Source organism: Bradyrhizobium mercantei (assembly GCF_001982635.1).
In the GTDB taxonomy this organism is placed as follows: domain Bacteria; phylum Pseudomonadota; class Alphaproteobacteria; order Rhizobiales; family Xanthobacteraceae; genus Bradyrhizobium; species Bradyrhizobium mercantei.
Map to the genome: position 1 here is coordinate 772,762 of NZ_MKFI01000005.1, position 12,210 is coordinate 784,971.

Sequence of the window (12,210 nt, forward strand, 5' to 3'; positions counted from 1 at the left end):
CGGTTCACTCTCCCGCCCAGGACAAGACAAGCCGCAAGAAAAGCCCACAAGAAACGACAAGAAAACCTCAAGAACAACTATGGCGAATAACGCCTCCCCGACGCCGGCTGAGATCAGCTGGCAGCTGCACCGTCTGCCTGCGCTCGAGCGCGATGCGTTCATCGCCGCGCATTATCTGGGACAGCCCGTCGCCTGGAAGACCCGCTTCTTCGACGCGATCGATTGGGGCGCCGGCTCGGTGCTGCAATTCAGCTTCCTGCAGCGCGGCTGGCACCGCCATTCGCGGCTCGACAATCCGATCTATGCCTATATCGACATCGAGCAACATCCGGAAACGCGAGGCCTGCGCCGCGGCCGGCGGATCGATCTCGAAGGCACGATCAAGGGCATCGACTTCGTGACCGGGATTACGCTGACGCTGCACAAGTTCGAGATCCTGCCGGTCAATCTTCTCGACCGCTTCGTCATCAGTTCCGACAGCCGCTACTGACCAGCGGCTGAACCCCTGCGTCCCGCCACCGCGCGGCGCGGCGGCGTCTCCAGATAGCGCGCGGCCATCGCGCCGGTCATCTCGGCCATCTTCTCGCGCAGCTCGTCGGGCGCGATCACCTCAACCTCGGCGCCGAGCCGCAGCAGCTCGCTCGCCGCATGCCACACCGTCTTGCCGACCGGTAGGGTGGCGACGTGCCAGCCGTCGGCGTTGGTGCCATCCGCAAGTTGCATCCGCGCCCTCACGTAAGGATGCGCCAGCGCATCGAACAGTTTCAGCCCGAGCGGCGACAGCCGCACCGTGGCCAGGTTCGGATGCAGCTCGGCCTCGAGCCGCTCGATCGAGGCGCGCCAATAGGCGGCGAGGTCGAATTCCGCCGGCCGGGCGAACGGCGTCTCCAGCGTCACGCAATCCAGCACGCGGGCGACGCGATAGGTCCGCACATTGCCGTCGACGAGGCCGGCGAGGTACCAGCTGCCGCCCTTCAGCACGAGGCCGAGCGGTGCCACGCGCCGCCGCTTCTCGGCCTTCCAGCTCTGGTAGCGGATCTCGATCATGGCCTCGCGCAGCACGGCGCCGGCGATCGCGCGCAGATGCTGCGGCTCCTCGGTCTCGCCGAACCAGCCCGGGGCGTCGAGATGGAAGCGCTGCTGCATCCCTCGCGCATTGGGCCGCAGGTTCTCCGGCAGCGCCGCCATCAGCTTGGTCTGCGCCGCCACCATCGCGGCATCGAGGCCGAGCGCGGCGGCGGGGCCAGGCAGGCCGGCCATGAACAGCGCCTCGGCCTCGCCCTGCGACAGCCCGTTCAGCCGCACGCGATAGCCGTCGAGCAGCCGGTAGCCGCCCTCGGCGCCGCGGTCGGCATAGACGGGGACGCCGGCAGCGGCGAGCGCATCGATGTCGCGATAGATCGTGCGCACCGAGACCTCGCAGGCCTCGGCCAGTTCCGGCGCGGTGACCTGGCCCCGCGCCTGCAGGGTGGTGAGGATGGAAAACAGCCGGCTCGCGCGCATGGCGCAATCATACCTGACACAAGATGTCAGGTATAGGTGGCCATAACGAGGCCATGCCCCCGACGGCGCAAGGAGCCCCGCCCATGACCACCGCCACCGACCGGATCACGCTGTATTATTCACCGCAAAGCCGCGCCACCGGCACCCGTGTGCTGCTGGAGGAACTCGGCGCGCCCTACGACCTGCATATCCTCAACATGAAGGCCGCCGAGCAGCGCAAGGCCGCCTATCTCGCCATCAATCCGCTCGGCAAGGTGCCGGCGATCCGCCATGGCGACGCGCTGGTGACCGAGCAGGTCGCGATCTTCATCTATCTCGCCGATCTGTTTCCGCAGGCCGGCCTGACGCCTGCGCTGACCGACGCGCGCCGCGGCCCCTATCTGCGCTGGATGGCTTATTACGGCGCCTCGTTCGAGCCGGCGGTGATCGACCATTTCATGAAGCGCGAGCCGGCGCCGATCACGCAGTCGCCCTATGCCGATTACGACACCATGCTGGGCACGCTCGAGGCGCAGCTCGCAAAGGGGCCCTATCTGTTCGGCGAAGAGATCACGGCGGCCGACATTCTCTGGGGCATCGCGCTGAACTGGACCATGATGTTCGGCATCGTGCCGAAACGGGACGTCTTCGTCCGCTACGCCGAACGCATCGCCGCGCGCCCAGCCTACCAGCGGATCACGGAGACTGACGACGAGATGGCGGCGCAGCATGCCGTCGCCGCCGGAGTGTGATACGGATCGTGCCGATGGCGAAAGTCCTGCACAGCACCAACTGCTTCAACACCCTGATCCGCGTCGCCGAGGATTGCCCGGCGCAGCACGGCGAGGAGCCGCAGCCGCGCGGTGGTCAGCCGACGGTGGCCGTGCTGCAATTCCGGATGATCGCAGGCGCGCCCTACAAATACACCTCCGACGACGTGGTGTTCGCGACGTCGGCGGCGGGCCGCGCGCTCGATGCGAAAACGGCGAAGAAGGAACGCAGCCTTGCCCGCGAGACGTTCTTCTCGCGCGGCCAGGCCTGCATGCGCGCCTCGCCGCTCGGCAAGCGCTTCGGCTGGGGCGTCCACGCCGACGCCGAGGGCCGCATCGCAATCTACGCCGTCGACAGCAAGCGCTACCAGGCGCTGGCGCGCGACCCTGAGATCGCACAGACGCGCGCGATGCGGAGCAAGCGGGTGTGAGGAGCGCATGCGGACGCTCGCAGTGGGTCTCATCCTCCCCTGGAGGGGGAGGATCGGTTCGCATGCAATGCGAACCGAGGTGGGGTGAAGGTCTCTCCACTCGGCCACTGCCCGTATTGAGAGATCACCCCACCCCGTCTCACATTCCGCTGCGCTCCATGTGAGCCGACCCTCCCCCTCCAGGGGAGGGTGAAGCGTTGACGCGCTCCTGTTAGTCCCGTCGTCCTGATGAGCGCGCAGCGCGTCTCGAAGGATGCACGGCCACCAGCCGGGCCGTCGACCCTTCGAGACGCGCGCAAGAGCGCGCTCCTCAAGGTGACGGTATTAGGAGCAGAAGGACTCGTCAGAACATTTACTCGCGTGTCAACGAGGCTGACCGCGATCATTTTGCCAGAGGGCGGATATAAAGCTCTCCAGTGGCCCTGATCCCTTACCTTCGGGGCCGGGATTCAAATCGTCCTCTATCGTAGCTTCGCCTAGCTCACAGTCGATCGTAACGATGAAACGATTGAACTCGAATTTGTGCACGCCAACTGAAGCTCCTGAACGAAATTCCGAGATTCGACGCAGCAGTAACTGACGAACATAGTCATTCGCCTCTTCGCTAAGGAAGCTTTGCAATAGCTGTTCGTTCATGGACGGTGAGCTAAAACCTCGGCGCGCGCTTCTCCGCGAACGCCTTGATGCCTTCCTTGATCTCGTCACCGCGCATGCTGTCGCGGTGGCGGGCGTCGGCGGCGGCGGCGTCGAGTTCGCCGCGGGCGAATTCGTTGATCGCGCGCTTCATGCCGGCCATCGCCTTCGGCGCATTGCCGCCGAGAATCGTGGCGAGCTTGTCGACCTCTTCGTCCAACAGCTCCAGCGGCACCATCGCGGTGAGGTAGCCGATCCGCAGCATCTCCGGCGCCGAGATCTTCTGCGCGGTCAGGAACAGTATCTTGGCGTTGTCGACGCCGAGCCGCGTGACGTAGCGCTGGATGCCGCTCCTGTAATAATGCAGCCCGAGCCGCGCCGCCGGCATGAACATCTCGGCAGTATCGACGCCGATCCGGAAATCGCAGGCGAGCGCGAGGTCGGTCGAGCCGCCATAGACGCCGCCATTGAGCCGGCAGATCGTCGGCACGCCGAGATCCTCGAGGCGGTTGACCACGACCTCGAACGCCGAGCCCGCGCTCTGCTGCTCGTTGGCGCTCACCGCGCGCTCGGCCACCGAGTTGAGGTCGTAGCCGGCGGAGAACGCGCGGCCGGTCCCGGTCAGCACCAGCACACGGATCGCCGGGTCGGCCTCGATCCGGTCGAACAGTTGCACCAGCTCGCCGAGGTCCTCGGCCTGCAGGCGGTTGAGATGCTTCGGCCGGTTGAGGCGGATCGTGGCGCGCGCTCCGGTAATTTCGAGCACGGGTCCGCTGGCGGTGTCGGCCGCGTCAGCCATCTTGGTCTCCATTATTGGTTCTCACGTTCCCGCCGCTTCGCCTCGGCGTCGATGGTCTCGGCGAGGTCGGGATGCCTTGCCATCAACAGGCGGAAATCGACCAGGTCAAGCACCAACAGCCGGGTCACCTTGCTGGTCGCGACGCTGGCGCCGCGCTTGGCGTTGCCGAGCAGCGCCATCTCGCCGAAGAACGCGCCTTCGCCGAGCTTCACCTTGCGTCCGGGCAGGTCGACCTCGACCTCGCCGGCGGCGACGAAATACATGCAGTCGCCATTGGTGTCCTTGCGGATGATCATGGTGCGCGGCGGCAGGTCGATGGTGCGCAGCACCTGGGTGACATCGGCGATCGCGGCCGGGCCGAGATGCGCGAAGAACGGCACCTTGCTGACGGTCTCCCAGGTTCTCAGGAAATTGTCGCGGCGGGTTTCGTTGGCAAAGCCGGTCGCCAGAATACCGGTCCACAGCCCGAACACGCCGAGGCCGGAGATCATCACCATGGCGGCAACCATGCGGCCGAGCGGGGTGATCGGCACCACGTCGCCATAGCCGGTCGTGGTCAGCGTCACCACCGCCCACCACAGCGCCGCCGGCACGCTGCCGAAGGTCTGCGGCTGGACGTCCCGCTCCAGGAAATATTCGGCCACCGAGGCCAGGAACACCACCATCAGGAAGATCACGAGCACGCTGAGCAGCGGGCCGGATTCCACCACGAGCACGCGGCGGAGCTGACGCAGGCCGGGAATGCCCGGCACCACCTTGAGCACCCAGAGCACGCCGAGCAGCCATGCGGTTTTCGGCTCGATGCCGGCGAGCAGGGCCAGCGGCACCGCCAGCGCGCCGATCGCATCGACGATGCCGGCGCTGGACAGCTGATAGAACCAGAACTTGTCCTGCTGCCGCATGTGGCGCAGCCGCACCAGCCATTCGAACACGAAATAGGCAAGGCAGGCCCACAGCAGCGCATCGACCCAGTGCGGCACCGCCTCGTAGGCCGGCGCGACCGTCAGCAGCGTCATCATGGCGACACCGGCCGTGACCGCGACATAGGCTGCCGTGGTCATGTTGCGGCCGGCGGTGGCGGAAACGAAGCGCGTCAAGGCCGGAAGGACGAGCGGCTTGGACATCGGGACGGAGCTTGCCTGTCGGTCAACTGCTGGAATCGAGGCCCCGCGAGCGGCGGAGCCTGTGTCACAACGTGCCTCTCCCGGCTGAGGTCGTCAACGCGCAGCCGGTGGCGGCGCAAACTCGGCGCCAAGCCCGTTCATTGGACGAATGGCCTAAATGGCCTAACCATGTTCGCCTGATTTTGCGCCCGCGAATGTGAGAAATCAGACAAATCGTCGCTTTTTCGCCGTATATCAGGGATGCCAGACACCGACGCGACTCCCATGCGACCTGTCCCATGCGACCTGGCCAGGAATGAAGCGACTAATAAGGCGATCTTATTCACTTCTTGAGAATTGGTTGGTTTCCGATGGATACCTCACATCTCGCGCAGCACGCCGGCGCCGCCGGCAGTTTCTTTGCTTCGATCTTCGTGGTCGCCACGCTGTCGATGCGCACCATGATCCCGTTGCGCGTGTTCGCCATCCTGACCAACATCATCCTGATCGCGACCGCGGTCCCGACCCACAACTACGCGACGCTGATCCTGCACGCCGTGCTGCTGCCGGTGAATACCTATCGTCTGCACCAGATGCTGCAGCTGGTCCGCAACGTGAAGAAATCGGTCAACAGCGATCTGTCGATGGATTGGCTCAGGCCATTCACGACGGAGCGCAAATACACGGCGGGCGAGGTCCTGTTCTACAAGGACGAGAAGGCCGACAGCATGTTCTACATCGTCAGCGGCCGCTTCCGCCTGGTCGAATCGGGCATCGAGCTGCCGGTCGGCGCGCTGGTCGGCGAATTCGGCATGCTGTCGCCGTCGAATACGCGAACCCAGACGCTGGAATGCGTCGAAACCGGCATGATACTGTCGGTGACCTATGACCAGGTCGAGCAGCTCTACGTCCAGAACCCGGCGTTCGGCTTCTACTTCCTGCGTCTGGCCAGTGCCCGCCTGTTCGAGAACATCGCGACGCTCGAGCAACGGCTCGCGCAGCACGCCACCCCACCGGTCGCGGAGCCCAAACCTGCATGAGCCCCGCAACGAGTTCTGGAGGCGCCGCAGTGCCGGATGACGACAGTCTGCTGGCTTCGCTCCGCTACCTGTTTGCCGATATCATCGGCGATGAGGACGAGGGGCCGCCGGTGCTGCCTGAGGCCTGCCCGGACCATCTCGGGCCGGCTGTCAGCGAGGCCATTCACCTGCTGATCGCCTATCAGAGCACGAGCTACGCCCAGCTCTATATCGACCGGCTCAATCGCTTCGTCGGCCGCCGCGGCGTCGATGACGCCCTGCTCGCCGAGATCGCGCGGCTGATGGCCGAGCGCATGGCCTATGAGGATGCAATCCGCATCGCGCAGCTCAAGCTCGGCGAGGTCAATGCGGCGGGCCGCCTTGCGGCGCGCTCGGCCGACGACGTCAAGAAGCTGCGGCTCGACGAGTTGATCGACGCTCTGCCGGCGATGGTCGCCGATCCGATCCTTGCGGTGCTCGATCAGTTCGGCTGGCGCCGCCGCCGGGTCTCGATCCGCTTCAGCGCCAACAATCGTTTCAGCATTCGCAGGCTGCGGATCGAGGCGGGCCTGAAGCGCTGGCGGCTGTTCTCGGGGCGTTACGCCAAGGAACGGGTCTGGGTCGAACGCTGGCTGCACATGATCGACCGCAGCCTGACCAAGCAGCCGGGCGCTGCGCCTGCGGTCGTGGAGACCGCGACCATGATCCAGGGCTACGGCGATCCCTATCGCCAGGGCATCGCGGACTGGCACGTGATCATCGACGGTCTGGTCAAGCCGACCTTCGACGGCGTGCTTGCGCTTCCCGACCTCGCCGATGCCATTGCCGAAGCCCGCGCCGCCATCATGCCCGACCCGCGACAAGCCGCGCTGAAGCGCAAGGTCGCCGAGATTCGCGCCCGGGTGCCGGCGGCGTCTACATCGTAAGCGCCGCCGTCATTGCGAGGAGCGAAGCGACGAAGCAATCCATGTCTCAACTCGCGGCGCGATGGATTGCTTCGCTTCGCTCGCAATGACGCGGAGAGGGAATGTGTACCGTCATCCTGAGGTGCGAGCGGAGCGAGCCTCGAAGGATGAATCGGCCCGGCTGGTGGCCTATTCATCCTTCGAGACGCGCTTCGCGGCTCCTCCAGCGACAAAGGCGAAGCCTTTGCGCGGGGATGACGGCGAGGGATCCCGGTATTCTCCGTTCTCGCCATCTACCGCTTGATGTGCGGCGGCTCGTCGTAGCCGTGGCGGCTGGAATAGAACAGCAGGCCCATCAGGCCGGCGCAAAGCGCGGCCAAAAGCGTAATTCCGATCGCGAACACGACCAAGCTGTAGGCCGGCGCCGGAGCATCCACAGTCAGCCCCTCATAGGCGTAGGCGCCGACGGCGACCAAAAAGGCCAGCAGGCCGATGCTGATTGCAATGCGCATGGCTATCCGCCTCTGCCGAGGGCCGAGAGCAGCGGAGCAAGTTGTGCCGGCGATTACGCCGCGGCGATGGCCTTGGCCAGCGCCTGCTGCCCGGCTTCGGTCAGCTCGGGGAGCGTCGTCCTGCCGCTCTTGGCGCACTTGATGATGTATCTGGCAACGTATTTGCGGGTCGCATGTTCCTCGCCATGGAGCGCGTCGGCGCAGACGCAGTCGAGCGCAAAGTTCATGGCAGCGAGCGTACGTGAATCAAACCGTTCCTCGATCATCGCAGCTCTCCCTTGAAACCCGTAGCTATTTGCGAGGCATCAGCGACTCGCTGACTTCCATCACGGCTTCGGTCTGCCTCGCCTTCTTCATCAGCGTTTCGCGTTCCCGTCCCGGCGGCAGTTTGCGTGCTGCAATGCGTGCGTCTTCGGCAAACTTTTGCAGGCGGTCCTCGAACGATCCGGGAGGCCGCGACCGGTTACGTTTCTTCTTGATCATGCCGCCTCCGCGCTGGAACCAGCAATACTAGGCATGTTCCCCGAATGCCGTCGTTAACCCATGACATCAGGTCAATCGAAATCGTTGTCGGGACGGCAAGGAACGATCTTCGGTGCCAGGCGTAACACCCCTGCGCCCGCTGCCTTGCTCCCCGAAAGGCAGTGGACCACTCCGGTGCCGGGCCTCGGCGAATTGCCTCGCCGAGGCCCGCATCTCATCCGAAATCGATTGGGCTGAATGGCGTTTTCGCTGTGCTGCAACTGCGGCACTGCGGCAGGAACGATGATGCGGCGCCGCTGTTGGCCCGGGAGATCAACGGAGAACTGACATGGCGATGGACGACAAGGAGCTTGGAAACCTGATCGGCAGCGACAAGGTCGAGGGTACCGCAGTCTATGGATCCGACGAGCGCAAGATCGGCTCGATCGAGCGGGTGATGATCGACAAGAAGAGCGGACGGGTGTCCTATGCCGTGCTTGGTTTCGGCGGTATCCTCGGACTTGGCAACGACCATTATCCGCTGCCCTGGCAATCGCTCAAATACGACACAAGGCTGGGCGGCTACGTCACCGGCGTGACCGAAAGCCAGCTGCGCGGCGCGCCAAAATACGGCAACGAGCGGGAGTGGAATTGGGCCGATATCGGCACCACGCGCGCAGTGAATGACTACTACGGCGTGCCGCTGGTCTAGCCAAATCGACCGGAAGGAGGTCGCTTCCACGACACCGGTTCGCATGACGATAGTACGGCGCGGGAGAACTTTGCCATCGTGCTCCTCCGGCGTCTGTACACTAGTGAACAGACGTCAATAGCTGTGCAATGTAACATACGTTATTGAAAACGGCCCGACAGTTACCCGATTAAGCATGCGGGGAGATCAATGTCGTTGGCGTCGCTAGTCCGGAAATTGGAGCAGTTCGTACGGCTTTCGCCGGTCGATCACGTCATTCTCAATCGCGCGTCGACCGAGCGCGTCCGGCATTTTTCGCCCCGCGTCGACATCGTCCGTGAAGGCGAGAAGCCGAAGGACGTCCATTTGATCCTGTCCGGCTGGGCTTGCCGCTACAAACAGCTCGAGGACGGCCGCCGCCAAGTGGTGTCGTTCTTCCTGCCCGGCGATATCTGCGACGTGAACGTCTTCATCCTGCGCGAGATGGATCATTCGATCGGCACCATCACCGCGGTGTCGATCGCCGACCTCTCCCGCGAATTCTTCGACAAGGTTGCCGCCGGACATCCGCGCATCGTCACTGCGTTCTGGTGGGAGACCCTGGTCAATGCGGCGATCCAGCGCGAATGGACCATGAACCTCGGCCAGCGCACGGCGCTTGAGCGGATGGCCCATCTGCTCTGCGAGATCTGGCTTCGGCTGCGTCTCGCCGGGCTGACCCAGGGCGACAGCTGCGACTTCCCGCTGACCCAGGGCGACCTCGCCGACGCCACCGGGCTCTCCAAGGTCCACGTCAACCGGACCTTGCAGGAGCTGCGCGCCGACGGCCTGATCGTGCTCAAGGGCAAGACCCTCGCCGTCCCCAATCTCGACCGGCTGATGCGCGCAGGCCTGTTCAATCCGAACTACCTGCACATGGATCATGAGGGGCGGCAGCTCGATGCCGTGGCCCCGCCGGACGCGGCAGCCGGGTGAATGCGTCGCGCGGCGAGGCGCGTCGCGAGAATGCCCGATGTTGACGCGTTGGCCGCGCCACGCGTTCGATGTCGTCCCTGCGAAAGCAGGGACCGATAACCACCAATGCTGACCACTGCGCAACGCTTTAACGACGAGTCCCGTTCGCAATTTCCGCCGCCGCGTATGGGTCCCTGCTTTCGCAGGGACGACAGGTGTGTACGCGGCGTAACAACGGCCCCTTTCACCCGTTCGCGGTCTTCACCACCACGAGGTTTTCATCCGGTGCCGCCGGATGGCGCTTGAGATGATCGCGGCGCAGCGCGATCTCGTCGCGGACCAGCTCGTAGCCGAGCTTGAACGTGTCGAGCCCGTCGCTGGACAAGGTGCCGTCGCGCAGCCCGATCACCGCGCCGCGCAGGATCGCCTCGAGCTCGTCCTGCAATTCGTCGAGATCTTCGGCGCAGGTGGTGTGCTCGACGCGCTCGCCGATGTCGAGGATCCGGCCCGCCAGCTCGCTGGCCTTCTCGGGCGCGACGCGGGTGATCTTGGTATAGATCGCGGCGAAGATCGAGCCGATGATGCTGAGCGCGGCGGCGCCGAGATACATCAGGTCGCTGTAGCGATCCATGAACGACTTGGTGTCGTCGTTGATGTATTCGGCGGCGCCCTGATGGGCGACGATGAAGGCATCCTTGTCGGTCGCGGCCGGCTCGATCTTGGAGGCGAAGCCGTCGTCGAGCGCGAGCTCGGACTTGTTCTCATAAATGATCCGCGCCAGCTCGGCGGCGGTCGTCGTGGAAATCGAGGACTGCGCGACCAGCAGCCATTCCAGCCCGATGGTGTCGACCTCGTCATCCGGAATCGCCGGCGAGGACGACAGCATGCCGGTCGAGACCGTTTCCTCCGAGATCGCCGGATATTTGCGCGCCAGCGCCTTGGCGGAATCGATCGCGTTCAACGTGAAGCCGGTGCGCTTGGCATATTGCTCGTAGGTCTTGTCCTTCATGATCTTCGAGGCATGCTCGATCGCGACCACCGCGGCAAAGCCGGAGGCGAACAGCTTGTCGAACGGTGTGTTCGCCGGCGCCTGCTGCACCCGCTGCGCCGCGTCCGGGCTGTCGGAAATTTCCAGCGCGCTGCGGACGAAATTGACGCTGTTGTCGCCGTCGCCGACCACGGCGATCTTCTTCTTCTTGAGCTCGGTCAGCGACTTGATCTTCTTGCCGCCGGGGCTCAGGACCAGCACCACGTCATGCTCCAGGATCGCGATGGCGCGGGCGCGGGGCGGCACCTTGGCGTCGGTGCGCAGGATGGCAAGCGCGGCGTCGCGGCGATCGAACTGCGCCAGCGCCTTGGCGTTGTCGGGGTTCGGCGCGATCTTCAGCCGCAGCCGCGACGAATTGGTCTTCAGGACGGTCGCGAGCTTGGCCGCGAACTTCGCCTCCGGGCCATTGCTGTCGCCGACCGCGAACACCAGCGTCTCCGAATTGCGCAGCCAGAGCCGGCCGCCGACCACGGTGATGGCGCTCAACAGCAGCGTCAGCAGGGTGAAGACGATGATCTGCGCGCGGTTGCTCTTGGCGACCGGCGGGCGTGGCCGCGGCGGCATTGGCGAAGGCGAGGGGGCTTCGGCACTCATGCTGATCACCTGGCTCATCACCCGTCCGGGGCCGCCCGTCGCCGCAACCCAACCGGCGCGGCGCTGCCCGGTGAATCCGTAAATGGCTATAAAAGAAAGAAAATTTCCTGTGCTGCCGACGATATACCTCCCCGGAGGGAATGCAAACCGGCCGCCGGCCGTAACCTTAATCTCAGTCGACCTGCGCCGCGATGCCACATGACCATCGCCACTATCGACGGTCGAACCCAGATGTGATTTTCGAGGAGCCGCAGGTGCATTCCGCCGCCGGAGATGTCATAAATGAGACACGCTTGGTTTTGCGGAATTGTGCTGACGGCCTGACCCGGATTTCTTGCAATCAGATTCATCGAAGTAAAAGGGCGTCAGCTTGTTGTTTCCTGCCATGTCATCGTCGGTGTCGGTTGGTGCCCTGGTGGGATGGATGCTGCTTCTCACCGCAAAGCACATCATTGCTGATTTCATGCTGCAGAACGCCTGGATGGCGATCGGCAAGGACCAGAAGACCGGCTGGGCCTTGCCGCTGCTCGCGCATTGCCTCGTCCATCTCGCGGTCGCGCTGGCGCTGATCCTGGTGGTGGCGCCGCGGTTCTGGTACGTCGCCTTCATCGACTTCGTGATCCACATCATCGTCGATCGCTGCAAGGGAATCTGCGCCTCGCATTTCGGCGTGACGCTGGAATCCGGCCATCCCTGGTTCTGGACCCTGATCGGCGTCGACCAGGCACTGCACCATCTCACCGGCTTCGCGCTGTCGATCTACATGGCCGCGAACTGAGCGGCCGGCGCACGCCTCTTCCCACATCC

16 protein-coding genes are annotated in these 12,210 nt (G+C 64.5%); 8 read left to right on the top strand and 8 right to left on the bottom strand.

Features of this window, described 5'->3' with window-relative positions:
• Window positions 1–79 precede the first annotated feature (79 nt).
• A complete protein-coding gene (locus BI327_RS26235) occupies window positions 80–490 on the top strand; it encodes a hypothetical protein (protein WP_076864144.1) in 411 nt (136 codons plus the stop codon).
• Here the strand turns inward: BI327_RS26235 and BI327_RS26240 are convergent.
• The gene (locus BI327_RS26240; protein WP_076864145.1) at window positions 484–1,503 is read right to left on the bottom strand and encodes a helix-turn-helix transcriptional regulator; all 1,020 of its coding nucleotides are present in this window, start codon (window positions 1,501–1,503) and stop codon (window positions 484–486) included. The genes BI327_RS26235 and BI327_RS26240 overlap by 7 nt on opposite strands.
• Window positions 1,504–1,586: 83 nt before the next feature.
• Here BI327_RS26240 and BI327_RS26245 point away from each other — a divergent pair, with 83 nt between their 5' ends.
• Together BI327_RS26245 and BI327_RS26250 are read left to right on the top strand one after the other, a co-directional pair.
• Window positions 1,587–2,234, top strand: coding sequence for a glutathione S-transferase family protein (locus BI327_RS26245; protein WP_076864146.1), 648 nt, complete (start codon window positions 1,587–1,589; stop codon window positions 2,232–2,234).
• A 14-nt stretch (window positions 2,235–2,248) separates the two neighbouring features.
• The gene (locus BI327_RS26250) at window positions 2,249–2,683 is read left to right on the top strand and encodes a DUF6157 family protein (RefSeq protein ID WP_076864147.1); all 435 of its coding nucleotides are present in this window, start codon (window positions 2,249–2,251) and stop codon (window positions 2,681–2,683) included.
• Window positions 2,684–3,046: 363 nt separating this feature from the next.
• Here BI327_RS26250 and BI327_RS41885 read toward each other — a convergent pair whose 3' ends face one another.
• Genes BI327_RS41885 through BI327_RS26260 form a run of 3 tightly spaced genes read right to left on the bottom strand, consistent with a single transcriptional unit; the run spans window position 3,047 to window position 5,239 of the window.
• Window positions 3,047–3,319, bottom strand: coding sequence for a hypothetical protein (locus tag BI327_RS41885; protein WP_143271694.1), 273 nt, complete (start codon window positions 3,317–3,319; stop codon window positions 3,047–3,049).
• A 10-nt stretch (window positions 3,320–3,329) separates the two neighbouring features.
• Window positions 3,330–4,115 (bottom strand): enoyl-CoA hydratase/isomerase family protein, encoded by a 786-nt coding sequence (locus BI327_RS26255; protein WP_076864296.1) that lies wholly within the window; start codon window positions 4,113–4,115, stop codon window positions 3,330–3,332.
• Window positions 4,116–4,126: 11 nt separating this feature from the next.
• Window positions 4,127–5,239: a cyclic nucleotide-gated ion channel gene (locus tag BI327_RS26260; RefSeq protein ID WP_076864148.1), complete on the bottom strand. Its 1,113-nt coding sequence runs from the start codon at window positions 5,237–5,239 to the stop codon at window positions 4,127–4,129.
• A 350-nt stretch (window positions 5,240–5,589) separates the two neighbouring features.
• Here BI327_RS26260 and BI327_RS26265 point away from each other — a divergent pair, with 350 nt between their 5' ends.
• Both BI327_RS26265 and BI327_RS26270 read left to right on the top strand, forming a co-directional pair.
• The gene (locus BI327_RS26265; protein WP_076864149.1) at window positions 5,590–6,258 is read left to right on the top strand and encodes a Crp/Fnr family transcriptional regulator; all 669 of its coding nucleotides are present in this window, start codon (window positions 5,590–5,592) and stop codon (window positions 6,256–6,258) included.
• A 29-nt stretch (window positions 6,259–6,287) separates the two neighbouring features.
• Entirely contained in the window at window positions 6,288–7,163 is an 876-nt protein-coding gene (locus BI327_RS26270) for a DUF6537 domain-containing protein (RefSeq protein ID WP_083742224.1), read from the top strand.
• 272 nt (window positions 7,164–7,435) lie between these two features.
• Here the strand turns inward: BI327_RS26270 and BI327_RS26275 are convergent, their stop codons facing one another.
• The 3 genes from BI327_RS26275 to BI327_RS26285 are packed head-to-tail and all read right to left on the bottom strand — an operon-like array spanning window position 7,436 to window position 8,137.
• Window positions 7,436–7,654 carry a hypothetical protein gene (locus BI327_RS26275; RefSeq protein ID WP_076864151.1) on the bottom strand — a complete coding sequence of 73 codons (219 nt, stop codon included), beginning with the start codon at window positions 7,652–7,654 and terminating at the stop codon, window positions 7,436–7,438.
• A 53-nt stretch (window positions 7,655–7,707) separates the two neighbouring features.
• Window positions 7,708–7,920, bottom strand: coding sequence for a hypothetical protein (locus tag BI327_RS26280; RefSeq protein ID WP_076864152.1), 213 nt, complete (start codon window positions 7,918–7,920; stop codon window positions 7,708–7,710).
• Between the two features lie 25 nt (window positions 7,921–7,945).
• On the bottom strand, window positions 7,946–8,137 hold the full coding sequence (locus tag BI327_RS26285; RefSeq protein ID WP_076864153.1) for a hypothetical protein: 192 nt from the start codon (window positions 8,135–8,137) through the stop codon (window positions 7,946–7,948).
• 328 nt (window positions 8,138–8,465) lie between these two features.
• On the opposite strand from BI327_RS26285, the gene BI327_RS26290 reads away from it, so the two are divergent.
• Complete coding sequence (locus BI327_RS26290; protein WP_076864154.1) at window positions 8,466–8,828, top strand: PRC-barrel domain-containing protein; 363 nt, start codon at window positions 8,466–8,468, stop codon at window positions 8,826–8,828.
• A gap of 195 nt (window positions 8,829–9,023) precedes the next feature.
• Window positions 9,024–9,782: a Crp/Fnr family transcriptional regulator gene (locus BI327_RS26295; protein ID WP_076864297.1), complete on the top strand. Its 759-nt coding sequence runs from the start codon at window positions 9,024–9,026 to the stop codon at window positions 9,780–9,782.
• 223 nt (window positions 9,783–10,005) lie between these two features.
• Here BI327_RS26295 and BI327_RS26300 read toward each other — a convergent pair whose 3' ends face one another.
• Complete coding sequence (locus BI327_RS26300; protein WP_245334938.1) at window positions 10,006–11,403, bottom strand: TAXI family TRAP transporter solute-binding subunit; 1,398 nt, start codon at window positions 11,401–11,403, stop codon at window positions 10,006–10,008.
• 424 nt (window positions 11,404–11,827) lie between these two features.
• Here BI327_RS26300 and BI327_RS26305 point away from each other — a divergent pair, with 424 nt between their 5' ends.
• On the top strand, window positions 11,828–12,181 hold the full coding sequence (locus BI327_RS26305) for a DUF3307 domain-containing protein (protein WP_083742225.1): 354 nt from the start codon (window positions 11,828–11,830) through the stop codon (window positions 12,179–12,181).
• Window positions 12,182–12,210 lie beyond the last annotated feature (29 nt).

Excerpts from the sequence above, each read along its gene's own strand:
- BI327_RS26240 (WP_076864145.1), bottom strand. The coding sequence starts at position 1,503 with ATGCGCGCGAGCCGGCTGTTTTCCATCCTCACCACCCTGCAGGCGCGG.
- BI327_RS26245 (WP_076864146.1), top strand. The coding sequence starts at position 1,587 with ATGACCACCGCCACCGACCGGATCACGCTGTATTATTCACCGCAAAGC.
- BI327_RS26285 (WP_076864153.1), bottom strand. The coding sequence starts at position 8,137 with ATGATCAAGAAGAAACGTAACCGGTCGCGGCCTCCCGGATCGTTCGAG.
- BI327_RS26305 (WP_083742225.1), top strand. The coding sequence starts at position 11,828 with ATGCTGCTTCTCACCGCAAAGCACATCATTGCTGATTTCATGCTGCAG.
- BI327_RS26300 (WP_245334938.1), bottom strand. The coding sequence starts at position 11,403 with ATGAGTGCCGAAGCCCCCTCGCCTTCGCCAATGCCGCCGCGGCCACGC.
- BI327_RS26280 (WP_076864152.1), bottom strand. The coding sequence starts at position 7,920 with ATGATCGAGGAACGGTTTGATTCACGTACGCTCGCTGCCATGAACTTT.
- BI327_RS26260 (WP_076864148.1), bottom strand. The coding sequence starts at position 5,239 with ATGTCCAAGCCGCTCGTCCTTCCGGCCTTGACGCGCTTCGTTTCCGCC.
- BI327_RS26265 (WP_076864149.1), top strand. The coding sequence starts at position 5,590 with ATGGATACCTCACATCTCGCGCAGCACGCCGGCGCCGCCGGCAGTTTC.
- BI327_RS26290 (WP_076864154.1), top strand. The coding sequence starts at position 8,466 with ATGGCGATGGACGACAAGGAGCTTGGAAACCTGATCGGCAGCGACAAG.
- BI327_RS41885 (WP_143271694.1), bottom strand. The coding sequence starts at position 3,319 with ATGAACGAACAGCTATTGCAAAGCTTCCTTAGCGAAGAGGCGAATGAC.
- BI327_RS26250 (WP_076864147.1), top strand. The coding sequence starts at position 2,249 with ATGGCGAAAGTCCTGCACAGCACCAACTGCTTCAACACCCTGATCCGC.
- BI327_RS26275 (WP_076864151.1), bottom strand. The coding sequence starts at position 7,654 with ATGCGCATTGCAATCAGCATCGGCCTGCTGGCCTTTTTGGTCGCCGTC.
- BI327_RS26235 (WP_076864144.1), top strand. The coding sequence starts at position 80 with ATGGCGAATAACGCCTCCCCGACGCCGGCTGAGATCAGCTGGCAGCTG.
- BI327_RS26255 (WP_076864296.1), bottom strand. The coding sequence starts at position 4,115 with ATGGCTGACGCGGCCGACACCGCCAGCGGACCCGTGCTCGAAATTACC.